Below are 18,518 nucleotides of genomic sequence, written 5' to 3'. Positions count from 1 at the left end.
TTTCGGGGCGCGTTGCCGGCCTCATCGATATTCCGATCTGCCATGTACAAGAAGGGCGTAGCGGTAGAGATCCAGTTTTCCCCCGAGCGGCTCAACGACGGCGCCGGCGATCCGTACTGGATCGATCTGACGCAGGCCGAAGCGCAGCGGCTGTTGGAAAGCCTGCAGGCGCGTCTCGCGGAAACCGGCGTGGGCACCGCCGCGCCGTTGGTGGTCAGCCTGGATGACACGCCGGCCTCGCAGGCGGCCGATGCGCCGCATGCGTGCGCCGATGGTGCCGCCTCGGCGGACGATCTCAAGCAGTGGGTCTGCGTGATCTGCGGTTGGGTCTACGACGAAGCGGCGGGTTTGCCCGAGGAAGGCATCGCGCCGGGCACGCGCTGGGCGGATGTCCCGGCCGACTGGCGCTGCCCGCTTTGCGACGTGGGCAAGGAAGATTTCGCGTTGGTCGAGTTTTGACCCGGCCAACGGGCACCTCGCGCGGCTGATTAACCCGCCCCTTCCGGAAAATCCGCGCCCACTGTCGTGGCTTCCCATTTATCGAAATCGCCGCGCATGAAGTCCAGCTTCTTGCGCGCCAATTCGAGTGCGGCCTTGCCGAGCAGCAAACGCAGCGGCGGTGTGTCCGAAAGGGCGGCGTCGATGATCGCCTGCGCTGCGCGCACCGGGTCGCCGGCCTGCTTGCCGCTGCGCGCCTCGGTCTGCTTGCGGCGTTCGCCGGCCGTGGCCGCGTAGTCCTCGATCACCGTGGCGGACTGTTTGATCGACGGACCCGCCCAGTTCGTGCGGAACGGTCCGGGCTCGACGATCAGCACGTCGATGCCGAGCGGCTTCACTTCCGTTGCCAGCGATTCGGACAGACCCTCCACCGCGTATTTGGTGGCGTGGTAATAGCCGGTTGCCGCGAAGCTCGTGATACCGCCGATGGACGACACATTGACGATCAAGCCGCTATGCTGCTCGCGCATGATCGGCAGGACCGCTTTCGTCATGTCGACGAGGCCAAACACGTTCGTTTCGAACATGGCGCGCACTTCGTCGTCTTCACCTTCCTCGATCGCGGCCAGATAACCATAGCCCGCATTGTTGACGAGTGCATCGACGCGGCCGAAGCGCTGCTTCGTCTGCGCGACCACGTCTTCGATCTGCTTGGAATTCGTCACGTCGAGCGGCAGAACCAGTGCGCGATCGCCGTGGCCTTCGACGATATCTTTCACTTTCGACGGGTCGCGCGCGGTGACCACCGCGCGCCAGCCGCGCTCCAGCACCAGCTTCGCCAACTCGCGGCCGAAGCCGGTGGAACATCCTGTGATCAGCCAGACGGGATTGTCTCGATTCATCATTTGGGAAACTCCTGTTGATGGTCTACGACATAAAAGACGCCATGCGGCGCGAAAGCGCCGTGCGCCGTTCGCGTTCGCAATTGGTTTGCTACTGTGCTTAGCTTGAAGCGTGCCCGGACTTTTTATCGGTGGGTGCCGGCGGCCGTTGCGCGCGTGGATGCTCGAACGACGCCGTTATTGCTGCTTACGTCCGGTGTGGATTTTCAATTGTAGCCGCAGCGCGGCGGCTTCGCTTTGCAGCGCTTGAACGAACGCGCCGGCGAGCGGATGTGCCGGACGATGTTCCGGATGAATCACGCTCACGCGAAACGGCAACGACACGGCAAGCGGCCGGATATGCAGATTGCGGCCCGCGAAATCGAGGGCCGTCAACGGATTGACGATCGCCACGCCAAGACCTTGCCGCACGAAGCTGCACACGGAGACCGCCGTGGGCGTCTCGACGATCTGGCGGCGCGCGATATGTGCTTGGGCAAAGGCCGCGTCGATCTGAATCCGGTACGGATCGTTCGACGACAGGCTGATGAAAGGCTGATTGGCGAAATCCTTCAACGCGATCACGCGCTTGCCGAGCAACGGATGCCCGTCGGGCAGCACGCACACTTCGTCCACTTCGAGCAACGGTGTCAGACGCGTGCCTGCTGGCGGCGCGCCGTGCTCGGTCAAGCCGAGGTCGTAGCGCTGGGCGGTCAGCCATTCCTCGAGAAACGGCGATTCCTGCGTTGCGATCGACACACTGGCGCCGGGCTGGGTGTCATGAAAGCGCTTCGCCGCGCCCGGCAAGATCGAATGCGAAAACGCGGGCAAAGCGATCACGCAGAGCTGGCCACCCTGGAATTCGCGCAGACTGGCGGCGGTGGACGCCACACGTTCGAGCCCGACATACGCGCGCTTGATCTCGTCGAACAACATGAGCGCCGACTGGGTGGGACGCAGCCGCCCGGTGGTGCGTTCGAACAAGGCAAAGCCGATGCTCTGTTCCATGCGCGCGAGTTCGCGGCTCACGGTGGGCTGCGAGGTGAAAAGCATTTCCGCGGCTTTGGTGACGCTGCCCGCCGTCATCAGCGCGCGGAAGACTTCGATATGCCGATGCGTGAGCGCCATGATGGGTATATCAGAAGTGAATGGGGTTGGCAAAAATGGGTATTTTACTGAATGATCGGCTTTCAGCATCATGTCGTCACGCCAACACTTCGAAATCGAGAGACGGGAACCGTGACGCCATTCAATCCGCAACAACTCGCCGCGCTTGCCCACGAGCACGGCACGCCGCTTTGGGTCTACGACGCGGACGTAATCCGTGGAAACCTCGCCGAACTGCGCGGCTTCGATGTGATCCGTTACGCACAGAAGGCGGGTTCGAACCTGCATATCCTCAAACTGATGCGCGACGAAGGCGCCACGGTCGACGCGGTATCGTTGGGCGAAATCAGGCGCAGTCTCGCGGCAGGCTTTACGCCTGAGGGCGACCCCGAAGGTGTCGTGTTCACAGCGGATCTGATCGATCACGCGACGCTTGCCACCGTGGTCGAGCATCGCATCACGGTCAACGCGGGCTCGCTCGATATGCTCGAACGGATAGGACGTCATGCGCCCGAAGGCCATTGCGTGTGGCTGAGGATCAATCCGGGTTTTGGCCACGGGCACAGCAACAAGACCAACACGGGCGGCGAGCATAGCAAGCATGGCATCTGGCTCGACGACGTGCCGCGCGCCGTGGCGCTGGTCCGGCGTTATCGCCTGAAGCTGGTTGGGTTGCACATGCATATCGGCTCGGGCGTCGACTATGGCCATCTGTCGCGCGTCTGCGATGCGATGGTCGACGCCGTAAAGGGCCTGGGCCACGATATCGAAGCAATTTCCGCGGGCGGTGGCTTGTCGGTGCCGTATCGCGAAGGCGAGCCCGCGATCGACGCCGCGCATTACTTCCGGCTCTGGGACGTGGCGCGGCGGCGGATCGAAGCGCACGTGGGGCATCGCGTGAGGCTGGAGATCGAACCGGGGCGCTTTCTGGTGGCGCAGGCGGGCGTGCTCGTTGCCGAAGTGCACGCATTGAACCGCCGCCCCGCGCAGCAGTTCGTTCTGGTCGACGCAGGATTCAACGATCTCGTGCGGCCGTCGTTTTACGGCAGTCATCATGAGATGACGGTGCTGAAACGCGATGGTTCGCCGAGCGACGCGCCGGTTGATTCGTTCGCGGTGGCCGGGCCGCTATGCGAAGCCGGCGACGTATTCACACAAGCCGCGGGCGGTGCCATCACGCAGCGCTCCCTACCCACGCCCGAAGTGGGTGACTTCATCGTATTTCACGACGCGGGTGCCTACGGCGCGTCGATGTCTTCGAACTACAACAGCCGGCCGCTTGCGCCCGAGGTGCTGTTGGAGCAAGGCAAGCCGCGGCTGATTCGCCGTCGGCAGACTATCGATGAGTTGATCGCGCTCGACATGCCGGTGTAATTTCGCTGCCGCTTCAACGCGCCCGCACCGTGCGGGTGTACGAGGCGAGCATGGTCGCAAGTTCCTGCGCGGCCGGTGTGAGCGGAATGGCTGCGCGTTGTAGCAGGCAGACGTTCTGCTCGACCGAGCGCTCGCGCACGGGAACCGAGGCAAGCGTATTCGCAAACGGCCCGCGCTTCACCACGATCGACGACTCCAGCGACAGGCAATCCGTTTCGCTCACCAGATGCAGTGTCTCGTACAAGCCTTCCACCGTCGCGACGATTTTCGGTGGCGGCAAGCCGTGGCTTTCGAACAGATGGCTTAAGCGGTTGATACGCGGATCGGCCGTGAGATTCGGCGAGCGCGTGGCGACCCACGTGCAATCGACCAGTTCGGCCAGCGAGGTCGCGCCGGCCTTCGGATGCCCCTGGCGGCAGACGATCACCGGATCGGATGGATAGAGCGGCATGACCGAGAGATCGGCGGTATCCGTGTGCTTCGACACGAGGGCAACCGCGAAATCCAGCGTGCCTTCGCGAATCCAGGAAATCATCATGCGCGAGGTGCCGGTGCGCAAATGCACCGCGACCCGCTCGAAGCGCGTGCGAAATTCCATCAGCACCGGCGCGAACGCGTCGACGAGCGGTTCGGTCGTCATGCCGAACGTGACCTCGCCGACATAGTCGCCGCGCAGTTGCCGCACTTCCTGCTCTGCGCGTTCGCATTCGCCGATGATCGTGCCGGCTCGCTGCAACAGCCGCTGGCCGAGCGCGGTCAACGCAATGCCTCGATTCGTGCGGGTGAACAGCGTCGCGCCGAGCATCGATTCGAGGTTCTGCAACTGCTGCGTGATGCCGCTCTGCGCAATGCCGAGCGCCCGCGAGGCCGCGCGGATGCTGCCGTGCTCGGCCACGGCGGTGAATGCGCGGAGCTGGGAGATCGTCAATGCCATGAAGGCTGCCGTCCGGTGATCGGTAAAAGTGATCATGATAGTCCGAACGGGACTTCTTTGAGGCGCGGACGCGGCATAGGATGGCGCGGTAGTCATCCGCCCACCCCACACTCCGTGCTCCCATGAAAATTTCGCTGATGATCTTGAGCGCCGCGCTGGCTTTCAGCGGCGGCGCGTTTGCCGCTGATTCGACCACGCTGCGTCTCGGCATCGATCCGACCTACCCGCCGATGGACTCCAAAGCGCCCGATGGCGGCTTCAGGGGCTTCGACGTCGATCTTGGCAACGAAATCTGCCAGCGCATTCACGCGCGCTGCCAGTGGGTGGAGCTCGAATTCTCGGGGATGATCCCGGCGCTGCAGGCGCGCAAGATCGACGCGATTCTATCGTCGATGGCGATCACGGAAAAGCGAGAACAACAGATTCTGTTTTCGTCGAAACTGTTCCAGTTCAAATCGCGGCTGATCGCGCGCCAGGGATCCGCGCTCGCGGGCGGCTTGAACGCGCTGGCCGGCAAGGCAATCGGCGTGCAGTCGGGCACCCAGTTCGAAGGGTATGCGCTGAAGAACTGGGCGCCGCTCGGCGTGCACGTGGTGGCGTACAAGAGTCAGGAAGAAGTCTTCGCCGACCTGGAGAACGGGCGTCTCGACGGCGCGTTGCTCGGGTCGGTGGAGGCGGACTACGGATTTTTGCGCACACCGGCGGCCAAGGGCTTTGCGTTCGTGGGCGAACCGCTCTCCATGGGCGATCGCGGGGTAGGCATCGGCTTGCGTAAGGACGAGACCGCGGTGCAGGCCTCCATTAACGAGGCGATCGCGTCGATGCGTAAGGACGGCACGTACGCGCAGATCGCGAAGAAGTACTTCGACTTCGATCCGTACGGAAACTGATTCTCCGACTTCCGACTTTCTTCCAAAGACTCACGCTCATGAACAGGCAATCGATTCCGCTTCTCTCGCCGGCTATCGGCACGCACCGCGAACTGGTGTCGTTTCACTTCGGCCCGGCGAATAGCGGTCAGAAGATTTATATCCAGTCGTCGCTGCATGCCGATGAAACGCCCGCGATGCTGACGACGGTATTGCTCAAACGTCGTTTGCTCGAACTGGAACGGCAGGGCGCGCTGAATGCGGAGATCGTGCTCGTGCCGGTGGCGAATCCGGTCGGGCTCGGACAATACGTGCTCGGCCAATTTCTTGGCCGCTTCGATCTGGGCAGCGGGAAGAACTTCAATCGCCACTTCTTGCAGTTTCCGAAATTGATCGCGCGAGCAAAAGAGGCGTTGGGTTCCAATGCGGCCGAGAATGTGCGGATTGTTCGCAAGTTGATTGCCGAGGAACTGGCGAACCAGAGACCGTTGACGGAATTCGAATCGCTGCAACTGGCGATGCTGAAGCTCTCGTTCGATGCGGATGTGATCATCGACTTGCATTGTTCGCTCGAAGCGGCGATGCATCTCTATACCAGCGAGGCCGCGTGGCCGGAGTTCGAGCCGTTGTCGCGCTATCTCGGGGCGCAGGCGTCGTTGCTCGCCACCAACTCGGGCGGCGAGGCGTTCGACGAAACGCATAGTCTGTTGTGGTGGCAGTTGCAGCAGGCTTTGCCGGCCGACAAGCCGGTGCCCAACGGTGCGATCGCGGTGACCGTGGAGTGCCGCGGACAACGTGACGTTTCCTATGAGCTCGCTCAGGAGGATGCCGACGCGCTGGTCGATTATTTCGTGTGGCGCAAGGCGATCCAGCGCGATGCCAAGCCCTTGCCGGCGTTGCTGACGCCCGCCACGCCGCTCGCCGGCAGCGAGCAGTTCTATGCGCCTGTGAGCGGCATCCTCATTCATCGCGCGAAGATCGGCGATACGATTCGCGTCGGGCAAGCGCTGTTCGATATCGTCGATCCGTTGACGGATGAGACCACGACGATCGTCAGCAATACGGAAGGTGTGTTTTATATGCGGCGCGCGATTCGCTTCGTGACGGCCGGCGCGCCGCTCGGGCGTGTCACGGGCACGCGGCCCATCAGGACTGGGGTTTTGCTGGGCGCCTGACGGTCTGCTTTCGATAGGCGCGTGCTGTCTGTCAGGCCGCGCCTGACTGCTTCCTTCCTACCAGATAGGTCACACCGTTCGGGCCATAGCGCTCCGAATGCGGTTTGTTCGCCGGCACATGGAACACGTCGCCGACGCGATAAGCGCGCTCCTCGTCGCCCACGCGTATGTTCATGTCGCCTTCGAGGATCAGCGCCTTGGCTTCGAAAGGATGCTCGTGAACTTCCATCTCGACGTTCGCTTCGCGCGTGACAACCACGGCGTCGGGGAAGCCTTCTTTCGTCAGGCTTTCGGTGAATGCATTACGGTCCATGGCGGGTGCCTCGGCAAGCGATAGGGGAGCTTCACTTTAACGCCGCGCGCGACTTTCTGCAGAGCACACTCGCGCAACCGGGCTTCGATCATGCCTGCGCAAACCAGGCGCCCACTCGATCGAAGCCCAGCGCGCGTGACCCGCTCTTAGCTCACCACCAACACCGGCGCGACCGCCGCCGGATCGCTAATGCTCGGCCGCCCATTCTCGACGTGACCCGCGAGACGGCGCGAGAAGCTGGCGTCGTCGTTGCTCGTCACCGTCAAGTCGTACCAGTGATGGCTCGACGCCAGCACCCATGCTTCCTCGATATGCGCGCCTGCCGGCACCAGCACCGGGCGAGGGCGCGCACCGTACGCGTTGTCCGTCACCGTCAAGCGCGCAAGGCCGCTGCCCTTGTTGCTGAACTTGAGGAACACGTTGCCGTTCGCGACGTCGTATTGCACCTTCACTTCCGGTTGCGCCGGTTTGTTATTGCCGTGGCCGCCGGCGAATTGCGCGTTCCGCGCCGTCGCCTGCTGCGTGTTGCCCGCGAACTTGCGCACGAAACCATTCGGCCCGAACACTTCGAACGTGTACACGCCGTTGGTCATCGTCAGATCGAACGTCTCGTTGAGCGATTTGCCCGCTTCGACGGTGTAGCGCCACGGACCGTCCGTGCGATTGGTCGAGTACAGATAGAAGTGCGCGCCCTGATCGCCGGTGTTGCCGATCGAGATTTCGAACGTGTTCTTCTTCGCGTCCGCGTGTCCGTTCACATGCAACTCATACGGCAGTGCGCGCGCAAAACGAATGCCGCTTTCCTGCGGATCGATCGCGCCCGGCGTCGCGGGGACGGTCGGCTTCGGCTGTGTGGCGCACTGGTTGTCGGCGATGCTCTTGTAATTGCTCGTATCCGGCAGCGGCGGCACTTTCGAATCCGGCGTGCGGAAGTCGAACGCCGTGGTCAGGTCGCCGCATACCGCGCGGCGCCATGCCGTGATGTTCGGCTCATAGGCGCCAAAACGCGCTTCGATGAAGCGAATCACCGACGTGTGGTCGAACACCTGCGAGCATACAAAGCCGCCCTTGCTCCACGGCGACACGATCGTCATCGGCACGCGCGGGCCGAGGCCGTAAGGCAGGCCGTCGGCGGTGTAGCTGCCGCCGCGCTGGGGATTCACCACGTTGTGAATTTCGCCTTCGGTGCTGACCGTCGACTTGCCCTGCGCGCCGGTCGTGGCCGGCTGCGGCGGCACGAGGTGATCGAAGAAGCCGTCGTTCTCGTCGTACATGATGAACAGCACGGTCTTGCTCCAGACCTCGGGATTCGACGTCAGCGCGTCCAGAATCTGCGACGTGTATTCCGCGCCATATGCGGGCGTGTAGCTCGGGTGCTCCGAGTACGCGGCCGGCGGGCACAACCACGACACTTGCGGCAGCTTGTTGGCCAGCACGTCGGCCTTCAGGTCGTCGATGGTGCGCACGGTTTGCGCGCGCTCATACAACGGCGAACCCGGTTGCGCGTTGATGAAGTTCGTGAAGTTCTGCAGGATGTTGGTGCCGTAGTTGCCGTTCAGCGGATCGGCGCCGGTCAGGCCTTGCTGGTACACCTGCCACGAAATCCCCGCGGCTTGCAGACGCTCCGGATACGTGGTCCACGAAAGCAACTGGTAATTCGGCGGACCGTCGCCGTCGACGAAATCGTTGTTGTCGAGCAGCGGACCGCCCAGCGTGCCGGTCGGATCGACCATGCCGGACATCAGATACGCGCGGTTCGGGTGCGTGGGTCCCGGCAGCGAGCAGAAGTAGGCGTCGCAGATGGTGAATGCATCGGCCAGCGCGTAATGGAACGGAATGTCGCTGCGCAGGTGATAGCCCATCGTCATGTCGGTCTTGTTGGCCGGCCACTGGTCGTAGCGGCCGCCGTCGATCGCGGCATGGGTCTTGTACCAGGAGTGATCCAGGTCGCCGACGCATTGCGCGCTGGTGGTCGCCGTGTTCAGATGGAACGGCAGGACCGGCTTGGTCGGATCTTCCTTCGACGGTTGATACCACACCGGCTTGCCGTTGGGCAGCGGAATCGGGAAACGGTCGTTGTAGCCACGCACGCCGCGCATGTGGCCGAAGTAGTGGTCGAACGAGCGGTTCTCTTGCATGAACACGACGATGTGCTCGACATCGCGAATCGTGCCGGTGCGTGAAAAAGCGGGCACGGCAAGCGCATTGCGAATCGACTCGGGCAGCGCGGTCAGTGCGGCAGCAGCGCCCGCGGATGAAGCCACGGTCTGCAGGAAACGGCGACGGCTAGTTGATGTCATCGAATATCACCTTCTGCGAGGGAAAAGAATAGCGCGCGTGGCGCGCCGGTGGAATCGGGTCAGTTGCTGCTGGCGCTGTCGCCGGGTGCGTAATGCATGACGGGTGCGACTTGCTGGTTGTCCGCGGCGAGACTGGCTTGCATGTCCTGCGTGATCGGATCGGACGCCGCCGCCGGGTTCGCCGCGAGCGTTGAGGATGCGTTGAGGATCGGCGCAGCGGGCGATGTCGCCGCAGCCGGCGCGGCATCGTTGTTGGCAACGGCCGGCGATGAAGAGGCCGCCGATGGTGCGGAATCGTCTGCACCGCAACCGCTCAACGCTAAAGTTGCAAGCGCAACCAACGCGGCACTCGCGAGGGGTGTGTCTCTTCTCATGTCTGCATCCGGTTTCGTGATGGCGGGTGCAGTCTCCAACCCTTTCAAGAAATAATTGTGAAACGTTTGCGAGTGGTAAAACTTGCGTCTGCGAGTCGGTTTAACGAAAGGAAACGGAAAGTGATAAGTAGGAGAATGGTCACCGTATCGCCATAGGCCTGAAGTCCAGGCACACCGAAAGATTGACGGCTCTGCTCAACCGGTAAGTTCATGACACACAGCGAACGACCTTTCGACATCACGCGTCTCGAAGACGAATGGCTGGAAGCGGACGGCTTCGGCGGGTTCGCGTCGGGCACTGTCGGCACGCTACGCACACGCCGTTACCACGCCTTGCTGCTCGCCGCGACGCGCGCGCCCGGCGGGCGTGTGGTGCTTGTCAACGGCGTGGAGGCGTGGCTCGAAGCGAATGGCCAGCGTTATCCGCTGAGCATGCAGCGATACGTGCCGGACGTGATCTATCCAGACCTGACGGCGAGCCTGGTGGCGTTCGACACCGCCCCGTGGCCGACGTGGCGTGTGCAGATCGATGCGAAACTCGTATTGACCGCCGAGGTGTTTGTCAGCAAGGCAAGCCGCGAGACTGTGTTGCGCTGGCGTCTGGAAAGTGCGGCGAACACGGCTGAAACGGGTCTTTTCACATTGAAAGTCAGGCCGCTGCTATCGGGTCGCGACTACCACGCACTGCATCATGAAAACGCCGCGTTCAACTTCAACGCTGAGGCGAGCGACGACGGGGCCTGCGTGAACTGGCAACCCTACGGCGATCTACCGGTGATCCATTGCGCGACGAATGGCGCCTACATGCACGCGCCGGACTGGTATCGCCACTTCTGCTACGTTCGCGAGCAGGAACGTGGTCTCGATTTCAGTGAAGACCTCGCGACGCCCGGCGTATTCGGCTTCAATCTCGCCGACGGCGAAGCGGTCATGATTCTCAGCGCCTCTGGCGCCACGAGCGTAACGCCATCGGCCAATGCGCAAGCGGCAGCCGCGCACGCGACAGAACTCGCGCGTGTCGAACAACAGCGCCGCGACGCGCTCGGCTCGCGCCTGCAACGTTCGGCCGACGCCTACGTGGTCGAACGCAATGAAGGCCGCACGATCCTCGCGGGTTTTCCGTGGTTCACCGACTGGGGACGCGACACCTTCATCGCGATGCGCGGTTTGCTGATCGCCTCGGGCCGCCTCGACGACGCTGAAGCGATTCTGCTCGAATGGTCGGGCACGCTATCCGAAGGCATGCTGCCCAATCGCTTCCCCGACTACGGCGACACGCCGGAGTACAACTCCGTCGATGCCTCGTTGTGGTTTATCGTCGCCGTGCACGACTATCTGGCGACGCATCATGCGAGCGACGCGACGCGGCAGCGCCTGCAAGAGGCGAGCGAAGCCATTCTCACGGGCTACACGAAAGGCACGCGCTTCAACATCCAGGCATCCCCCGACGACGGCCTGCTCAGCGCCGGCGTGCCCGGCGTGCAACTCACGTGGATGGATGCGAAAGTCGGCGACTGGGTGGTGACGCCCCGCATCGGCAAGCCGGTTGAAGTGCAGGCTCTCTGGATCAACGCATTGCGCATTGCAGCAACGTGGAATCCGCGCTGGCAACCGGCCGCGGAGCGGGCGTTGCAAGCGTTTCATGAACGCTTCATCGATCCGGCCACGCAAGCGCTCTTCGACAACGTGGATGTCGATCACGTGAAGGGCGCGATAGACCGCTCGGTTCGCCCCAACCAGATCTTCGCCATCGGCGGCCTGCCGTTTCCGCTGCTCGACGGCGCGGCGGCGCGCGCGGTGCTCGGCCAGGTCGAAGCGCAGTTGCTCACGCCGCTGGGACTGAGGACGCTCGCACCGTCCGACCCGGCCTATCGCGGACACTACGGCGGGTCGCCACTGGAGCGCGATGGCGCCTATCATCAAGGAACCTCGTGGCCGTGGCTGCTCGGACCGTTTGTCGAAGCGTGGCTGCGAGTGCACGGCGGCGCGGCGGATGCACGCATGCAGGCGAAAGCGCGCTTTCTCGACCCGCTCTACGCGCATCTCGATCATGCCGGTCTCGACCACCTCTCTGAAATCGCCGATGGCGACGCGCCGCACGCGCCGGCCGGCACGCCCTTTCAGGCCTGGTCGCTCGGGGAGCTGCGGCGCATGGAAACGCTGCTTGCCCGGTTGCCGACCACCGGCGCCTAAACCGCGCTACGATGTGTGTCCCACCGCCAAGCCCGATGCAAGGACGTAGTCATGCCACCGCTGCGCGCTGCCAATCTGCTCGCCACCATTGAGGGCTCACGGCTCCATTCCGCCGACTGTGCGCATTGGCAGCGCTGGGGACCGTATCTCAGCGAGCGTCAATGGGGCACCGTGCGCGAGGATTACAGCGCGGACGGCACCGCCTGGGACTCGTTTCCGCACGACCATGCGCGCAGCCGCGCGTACCGCTGGGGCGAAGACGGCATCGCCGGTTTCGGCGACGACAAGCTGAGCTGGTGCGTTTCGCTCGCGCTATGGAATCGCAAGGACGCGATCCTGAAGGAGCGCCTGTTCGGTCTCACGAATGCCCAGGGCAACCACGGCGAAGATGTGAAAGAGCTGTACTTTTACATCGACGGCACGCCCACGCATTCGTACATGCGCATGCTCTACAAGTACCCGCACGCCGCCTATCCTTACGAGGACCTCATTCAGGAAAATGCGCGCCGCGGCGGCGACATGCCGGAGTACGAAATTCTCGACACGGGCGTATTCGACGATTTGCGCTACTTCGACGTGCAGGTGGAATACGCAAAACACGCGCCGGATGACATCTTCATGCGCGTGACCATCGAGAATCGGGCGGATCAACCGGCCTCACTGGATGTACTGCCGCAGATCTGGGCGCGCAATTCGTGGTCGTGGAAGGGGAACAAGGACAAGCCTTCGCTCGTCGCCGGCGCGGACCACGACGGCGAGGCGCACGTGGTCGGGCACCAGCATGGCCAGGAACCGATCGTCGTCACAGCCTGGTCGAAAGACGCGCCGGTGACGTGGCTCTTCTGCGAGAACGACACCAATGTGAAGCGCCTCTTCAACATGGACGGCGTGGGTCCTTTCAAAGACGGCTTCAACGACTATCTCGTGCACGGCGATGAAGACGCGATTCGCCGCAACGCGGGCACCAAGGCCGGCGCGCATGCGTCGATCGAACTAGGGCCTCACGGACGTGCCGTGGTGTACATGCGCTGGCGCCCGCTGTCGAGTCCCGCTGACTCGCAGTTCGATGCCGACGCGATATTCGCGCACCGCATCGCCGAGGCCGACGAATTCTATGGCGCGCTGCAACACGACCTGACCGACCCCGACGCGCGCCTCGTGCAGCGTCAGGCGCTCGCCGGCATGTTGTGGTCGAAGCAGTACTACCAGTACGACGTGCAGCGCTGGCTCGAGGGCGACCCGCTTCAGCCGGCGCCGCCTGCAAGCCGCAAACGCGGCCGCAATATGGACTGGCGGCACCTGTGCAACGCGGACATCGTGTCGATGCCCGACAAGTGGGAATACCCGTGGTACGCGTCGTGGGATCTGGCGTTTCATGCCGCCGCGTTCGCGCTGATCGACCCGGCGTTCGCGAAACGGCAATTGCTGTTGCTGGTGAAGGACCGCTATCAGCATCCGAATGGTCAGATCCCCGCCTATGAATGGGCGTTCGGGGATGCCAATCCGCCGGTGCATGCGTGGGCGGCGTGGCGCGTGTATGAAATCGACCGCGCGCTCACCGGCAAGGCGGATCGCGATTTTCTCGAACTCGTCTTCCATAAACTGCTGCTGAATTTCTCCTGGTGGGTGAACCGCAAGGACGCCGACGGCCACAATATTTTTCAGGGCGGCTTTCTCGGGCTGGACAACGTCGGCATTTTCGACCGCTCGTCGCCGCTGCCGACCGGCGGCCACATCGACCAGGCCGACGGTACCGCATGGATGGCCGCGTACGCGCTCGACCTGATGCGTATCGCGCTCGAACTGGCATACGCCAACCATGTTTTCGTCGACATCGGCGTGAAGTTCTTTGAGCACTTTCTGTATATCGCCCAGGCCGTGAGTTGCGACGACGGCTGCGATACAGGACTGTGGGACAGCGAGGACGAGTTCTTTTACGACAAGCTGCGTTTGCCGGACGGCAGCACCTTTCCGATGCGGTTGCGCTCGATCGTGGGTCTGATTCCACTGTTCGCCGTGCACGTGCTGGAGGAGCGTCTGCATGGCGAATTGCCGGGCTTGCGTGAGCGGCTTGTCTGGTTCCTTGAACATCGCCCGGATCTGGCGAAGCTGGTTTCTCGCTGGAACGAGCCGGGCAAGGGCAATTCGCTCCTGCTCTCGCTGTTGCGCGGGCATCGGATGAAAGCGTTGCTGCGCCGTGCGCTCGACGAGAGCGAATTCCTTTCCGATCATGGCGTGCGGGCACTTTCGCGCGTCCATCGCGATCAGCCGTTCGTCTTCAATCACAATGGCGACAGTTTTACCGTGAAGTATTTGCCGGCTGAATCCGATACGCGTGTGTTCGGTGGCAATTCGAACTGGCGCGGTCCGGTGTGGGTGCCGGTGAACTATCTGCTGATCGAGTCGCTGTACGAATTTCATCGCTACTATGGCGACGAGTTCAAAGTGGAGTATCCAACCGGCTCGGGCCAGGCGTTCACGCTAAGCGAAATTGGCGACGAACTGGCGCGCCGTTGCACCACGCTGTTTCTTAAGAACAAGGACGGCGAGCGTCCGGTGATGGGCGCTTATCCCCTGTTGCAGACCGACCCGCGTTCGCGCGATCTGATCCTGTTCCATGAGTATTTCCATGGCGATAACGGGCGCGGTGTGGGCGCTTCGCATCAAACCGGCTGGACCGGGCTGGTCGCCTTGCTGTTCCAGCCGCGCGTAATGGGCGCATCGGGCAACGTGCCGTTGACGGGCGAACCGGACCGGGCGCCGGTGCCGGCTTCAGCTTCGGCGCAAGCCACCGCGGCGGCAAGCCGGCCCGAGTCCGCGCCCGCATCCGTGCCCGCATCCGTGCCCGAGCCAGCGCACGCATCGGTCAAATAGTGCGGGCGAGGGTGAGCTGACTGAGGTTGGCGAGGTTACATAAGCCATACAACATCGCACGGCGAGCAGGTCGCATGGCGGTTTTTGAACTGTGTGGGTTCCAGCGTGGTCTTTCTTATATCACCACGTTCGTTCCATTGGTTTTCAAAAGTGAAACCCATGTCGACTACACCGAATAACCGAGCCTCCAATCGTCCCGCCGCGAATCAGTCGGCCAGCTGCAAAGTCAGCGCGAGCCCGCAGGAAGCGCCGGCATCGCCGGCGGGCAAATGGCCTGCGCCGCCGTGCACGTTGGTGATCTTCGGTGCCGGCGGCGATCTCACCAAACGGCTCCTCATGCCGGCGCTCTATAACCTCGCGGTGGACAGCCTGCTCGACGGCGGCATGAAAATCATCGGCGTGAATCATGGCGAACGCGAGACGAGCGCGTGGCGCGATGATCTGCATCAGTCGCTCGAACAGTTTGCCGCGGACAAGGCCAGCACCTTCCACGCCGGCAAGCTCGACGACCAGGCATGGGACTGGGTCGCGCAGCGGCTCGAATACATGGCGGGCGAATTCGAAACCGACGATACCTTCGCGAAGCTCAAGCAGAAGCTCGAGCAAACGCCGGGCGGTAACGTGATCTTCTATCTCGCGGTCAGCTCGCGTTTTTTCGAACCGATCGTCGAGCGTCTCGGCAAAGCGGGTTTGTTGAAGGAGGGCGAAGGCGGCGGCTTCCGCCGGCTCGTGATCGAGAAACCGTTCGGCACCGATCTCGCTTCGGCACGCGATCTGAATGCGCATATCCTGTCGTACGCGAAAGAAACGCAGGTGTACCGCATCGATCACTTTCTCGGCAAGGACACCGTGCAGAGCATTCTCGCGGTGCGTTTCGCCAATGCGCTGTTCGAACCGATATGGCGGCGCGAGTATATCGACAGCGTGCAGATCACCGCTTCGGAAACGATCGGCGTGGAAGGGCGCGGCAAGTTCTACGAACAAACCGGCGCATTCCGCGACATGGTGCCGAACCATCTGTTCCAGTTGCTCGGCATGGTCGCCATGGAGCCACCCAATTCGTTCGACGCGGAAGCCGTGCGCGACAGGAAGGCTGAAATCTTCGACGCGATCCAGCCGCTGACGCCGGAGGACGTGGTGTTCGGTCAATACGACAAGGGGCCGGCGGGCGCCGGCTACCGCGAGGAACCGGACGTCGCGCCGGACAGCACGACGGAAACCTACGCCGCGGCGCGCGTGTTCGTCGAAAACTGGCGCTGGGCCGGGGTGCCGTTCTATCTGCGCACCGGCAAGCGGTTGGCCGCGCGTCGTACGGAAATCTCGGTGCAACTGAAACCGGTGCCGTTCCGCCTGTTTCGCGACACGCCCGTCGACGCCCTCACGCCGAACGTGCTGACCTTGCGCATCGATCCCGCGCACGGGACGAGCTTCGACTTCAACGTGAAAAGACCGGGCCCGGTCATGCAGATCGGTGCGGTGCAGTCGTTATTCGCCTATGGCGACTTCTTTGCGGAACAGGCGAACGTGGGTTACGAAACCTTGCTTTACGACTGCATGCTTGGCGACGAGACGCTATTCCAGCGTGCCGACAGTATCGAAACGAGCTGGTGCGCTGTGGATGATGTGCTGCATCCGAAATCCGGCGGCGCTATGCCGGTGCATGGTTATGCGGCCGGCAGCGAAGGTCCCGCGCAAGCAGACGCGCTATTGGCGCGCTGCGGCCACGCATGGCGGCCGCTGAAACAGGATGCAGTGCAGAAGAAGTAAGTCAACGAGCCGCACCAACACAATCGGGGGACACCGTGGCCACACGTAAGACGAAAGTGAGAAGCAGCACCGAGCGAATTCTGGCGATCGACGTTGGGGGCACGGGCTTGAAAGCCTCGATCATCGACGCGGACGGCAAGATGAAGACCGAGCGCGTGCGGGTAGCCACGCCACACCCGTGCACGCCGGATGAACTCGTGGACGCGTTGGCGACGCTGGTTGCGCCGCTCGTTGAGCAGGAGTCGCCTACGCGCATGTCGATCGGTTTTCCGGGCGTGGTGCGCGACAACCGCATTTTGACCGCGCCGCATTTTGGCGTCGAAGGCTGGCACGATGTTCCGCTGGCCGATTCGCTGGCGCAGCGCCTGGGCGGCTTGCCGGTTCGCATGATCAACGACGCGGAGATGCAGGGTTTCGCCGCGATCGAAGGCCAGGGGCTCGAATTCGTGCTGACATTGGGCACGGGCGCGGGAACGGCGATGTTTCGCGACGGTGAACTGATGCCCCATCTGGAGCTTGCGCATCACCCGGTCAGCAAGAAGGGCGTGGCGTACGACGAATACATCGGCGAGGCGGCGCGCGAGAAAGTCGGAAACAAGCGCTGGAACCGGCGCGTTCAGAAAGTGATCGGGATTCTGAACGCACTGGTGAATTACGACAGATTGTGGATTGGCGGCGGCAACGCCGCGCGACTCAAGTTCGATCTGCCGGCAAACGTGGCGACCGTTTCGAACGATGCCGGCATCGAAGGCGGCGCGCGTCTCTGGCATGCGAAGTCCATGCGTGAGTCGCGGTCATTGCCGGAGCCGAATGAACGCACGGGCCGCTTCATGTGATTGTCACGCGGTGCCTGCCGCCCTCGCGGCAGGCGCTTGCGCTTAGCGCGCCGCGTCACCCCAACGGTATGCCACGCTCGCTTCATCGAGCTGCGTCTTGATCTGAGAATCGAGCACGAGTTCGGAAGCCGCGAGCGTATCGCTCAATTGCTCGGCGCGGCTCGCGCCGATAATCGCCGATGTGACGAGCGGGTTCGACAGCACCCAGGCAAGCGAAACCCGCGTCAGCGATTCGCCGGTCGGCGCCACGATGGCTTTCAGTTGCTCGATCGTTTCGAACTCGCGTTTATGCCAGTACCGCTGCTGATACATCGCGCCGGCCTTGCCGACGGTTTCGGTGAAACGCCCGGACGCCGGTGTTGCATCCAGTTGATGTTTGCCCGTGAGCAGGCCGCCCGCGAGCGGGTTGTACGGCATCACGGCCAATTGCTCTTCGTCCGCGAGAGGCAGCAGTTCCCGCTCGATCTGGCGGAACAGCAGGTTATAACGAGGCTGTACGGAGACGAAACGCGCCACGCGCAGGACATCGGCGCGGCCCAACGCGCGCGCGAGCCGATAGGCAAGAAAGTTCGATACGCCGATATAGCGCGCCTTGCCTGATCGCACGATCACGTCCAGCGCTTCCAGCGTTTCGTCGAGCGGCGTGTTCGCGTCGTCGGAGTGAAGCTGGTAGAGGTCCACGTAATCCGTGCCGAGGCGCTGCAACGAGGCGTCGATGGCATCCAGCAGATGTTTGCGCGACCCGCCCTGATCCCACGCCGACGGTCCCATCTTGCCCACCGCCTTCGTCGCGAGAATGAAGCGCTCGCGTTTGCCCTTCAGCCAGCGCCCGACGATCTCCTCCGTGCGGCCGGCAATATTCTCGCCGCCGCCAAGCGGATACACATTGGCGGTGTCGATGAAGTTCACGCCGGCATCCGCCGCCGTGTCGAGAATGCGGTGCGAGTCTTCTTCTCCGGTCTGCAGGCCGAAGGTCATCGTGCCGAGACACAGGCGCGAAACGGTTAGGCCGGTGCGGCCGAATTTGCGGTATTGCATGGGTCAACTCCGGGGATGAACGGAACAGTTGGATAGGCGGTGTTG

Annotated in this window: 15 protein-coding genes; 9 read left to right on the top strand and 6 right to left on the bottom strand. The window is 62.9% G+C overall.

Features of this window, described 5'->3' with window-relative positions:
• The first annotated feature begins 42 nt into the window (after positions 1-42).
• Complete coding sequence (locus tag CJU94_RS28260; protein ID WP_095421905.1) at positions 43-459, top strand: rubredoxin; 417 nt, start codon at positions 43-45, stop codon at positions 457-459.
• 29 nt (positions 460-488) lie between these two features.
• Here the strand turns inward: CJU94_RS28260 and CJU94_RS28255 are convergent, their stop codons facing one another.
• Both CJU94_RS28255 and CJU94_RS28250 read right to left on the bottom strand, forming a co-directional pair.
• Positions 489-1,343, bottom strand: coding sequence for an oxidoreductase (locus tag CJU94_RS28255; RefSeq protein WP_095421904.1), 855 nt, complete (start codon positions 1,341-1,343; stop codon positions 489-491).
• A 174-nt stretch (positions 1,344-1,517) separates the two neighbouring features.
• Entirely contained in the window at positions 1,518-2,447 is a 930-nt protein-coding gene (locus tag CJU94_RS28250; RefSeq protein ID WP_095421903.1) for a LysR family transcriptional regulator, read from the bottom strand.
• 111 nt (positions 2,448-2,558) lie between these two features.
• Here CJU94_RS28250 and lysA point away from each other — a divergent pair, with 111 nt between their 5' ends.
• Positions 2,559-3,800, top strand: a complete 1,242-nt coding sequence (gene lysA, locus CJU94_RS28245) for a diaminopimelate decarboxylase (RefSeq protein WP_244221004.1) — start codon at positions 2,559-2,561, stop codon at positions 3,798-3,800.
• A 13-nt stretch (positions 3,801-3,813) separates the two neighbouring features.
• Here the strand turns inward: lysA and CJU94_RS28240 are convergent, their stop codons facing one another.
• A complete protein-coding gene (locus CJU94_RS28240) occupies positions 3,814-4,734 on the bottom strand; it encodes a LysR substrate-binding domain-containing protein (protein ID WP_095421901.1) in 921 nt (306 codons plus the stop codon).
• A gap of 122 nt (positions 4,735-4,856) precedes the next feature.
• On the opposite strand from CJU94_RS28240, the gene CJU94_RS28235 reads away from it, so the two are divergent.
• A complete protein-coding gene (locus CJU94_RS28235; RefSeq protein ID WP_095421900.1) occupies positions 4,857-5,624 on the top strand; it encodes a transporter substrate-binding domain-containing protein in 768 nt (255 codons plus the stop codon).
• Positions 5,625-5,662: 38 nt separating this feature from the next.
• A complete protein-coding gene (locus CJU94_RS28230) occupies positions 5,663-6,778 on the top strand; it encodes a succinylglutamate desuccinylase/aspartoacylase family protein (protein WP_095421899.1) in 1,116 nt (371 codons plus the stop codon).
• A 31-nt stretch (positions 6,779-6,809) separates the two neighbouring features.
• Here CJU94_RS28230 and CJU94_RS28225 read toward each other — a convergent pair whose 3' ends face one another.
• Positions 6,810-7,091 carry a cupin domain-containing protein gene (locus CJU94_RS28225; protein WP_095421898.1) on the bottom strand — a complete coding sequence of 94 codons (282 nt, stop codon included), beginning with the start codon at positions 7,089-7,091 and terminating at the stop codon, positions 6,810-6,812.
• 146 nt (positions 7,092-7,237) lie between these two features.
• Positions 7,238-9,391, bottom strand: a complete 2,154-nt coding sequence (locus tag CJU94_RS28220) for a phosphocholine-specific phospholipase C (RefSeq protein WP_095421897.1) — start codon at positions 9,389-9,391, stop codon at positions 7,238-7,240.
• A gap of 141 nt (positions 9,392-9,532) precedes the next feature.
• Between CJU94_RS28220 and CJU94_RS40990 the strand changes: the two genes are divergently transcribed.
• The 5 genes from CJU94_RS40990 (at position 9,533) to CJU94_RS28195 (ending at position 17,435) form a co-directional block, all read left to right on the top strand.
• The gene (locus CJU94_RS40990) at positions 9,533-9,820 is read left to right on the top strand and encodes a hypothetical protein (RefSeq protein WP_157763815.1); all 288 of its coding nucleotides are present in this window, start codon (positions 9,533-9,535) and stop codon (positions 9,818-9,820) included.
• A gap of 155 nt (positions 9,821-9,975) precedes the next feature.
• Positions 9,976-11,958 carry an amylo-alpha-1,6-glucosidase gene (locus tag CJU94_RS28210; RefSeq protein WP_095421895.1) on the top strand — a complete coding sequence of 661 codons (1,983 nt, stop codon included), beginning with the start codon at positions 9,976-9,978 and terminating at the stop codon, positions 11,956-11,958.
• A gap of 51 nt (positions 11,959-12,009) precedes the next feature.
• Complete coding sequence (locus tag CJU94_RS28205; protein WP_095421894.1) at positions 12,010-14,832, top strand: MGH1-like glycoside hydrolase domain-containing protein; 2,823 nt, start codon at positions 12,010-12,012, stop codon at positions 14,830-14,832.
• A gap of 159 nt (positions 14,833-14,991) precedes the next feature.
• Complete coding sequence (gene zwf, locus CJU94_RS28200) at positions 14,992-16,599, top strand: glucose-6-phosphate dehydrogenase (protein ID WP_095421893.1); 1,608 nt, start codon at positions 14,992-14,994, stop codon at positions 16,597-16,599.
• Positions 16,600-16,634: 35 nt separating this feature from the next.
• Positions 16,635-17,435 carry an ROK family protein gene (locus tag CJU94_RS28195; RefSeq protein WP_095421892.1) on the top strand — a complete coding sequence of 267 codons (801 nt, stop codon included), beginning with the start codon at positions 16,635-16,637 and terminating at the stop codon, positions 17,433-17,435.
• Positions 17,436-17,477: 42 nt separating this feature from the next.
• Here the strand turns inward: CJU94_RS28195 and CJU94_RS28190 are convergent, their stop codons facing one another.
• On the bottom strand, positions 17,478-18,473 hold the full coding sequence (locus CJU94_RS28190) for an aldo/keto reductase (RefSeq protein WP_095421891.1): 996 nt from the start codon (positions 18,471-18,473) through the stop codon (positions 17,478-17,480).
• Positions 18,474-18,518: the final 45 nt, after the last annotated feature.

The organism is Paraburkholderia aromaticivorans, from assembly GCF_002278075.1.
Classification (GTDB): Bacteria; Pseudomonadota; Gammaproteobacteria; order Burkholderiales; family Burkholderiaceae; genus Paraburkholderia; species Paraburkholderia aromaticivorans.
This window is presented reverse-complemented; position numbering and strand designations above follow the sequence as displayed.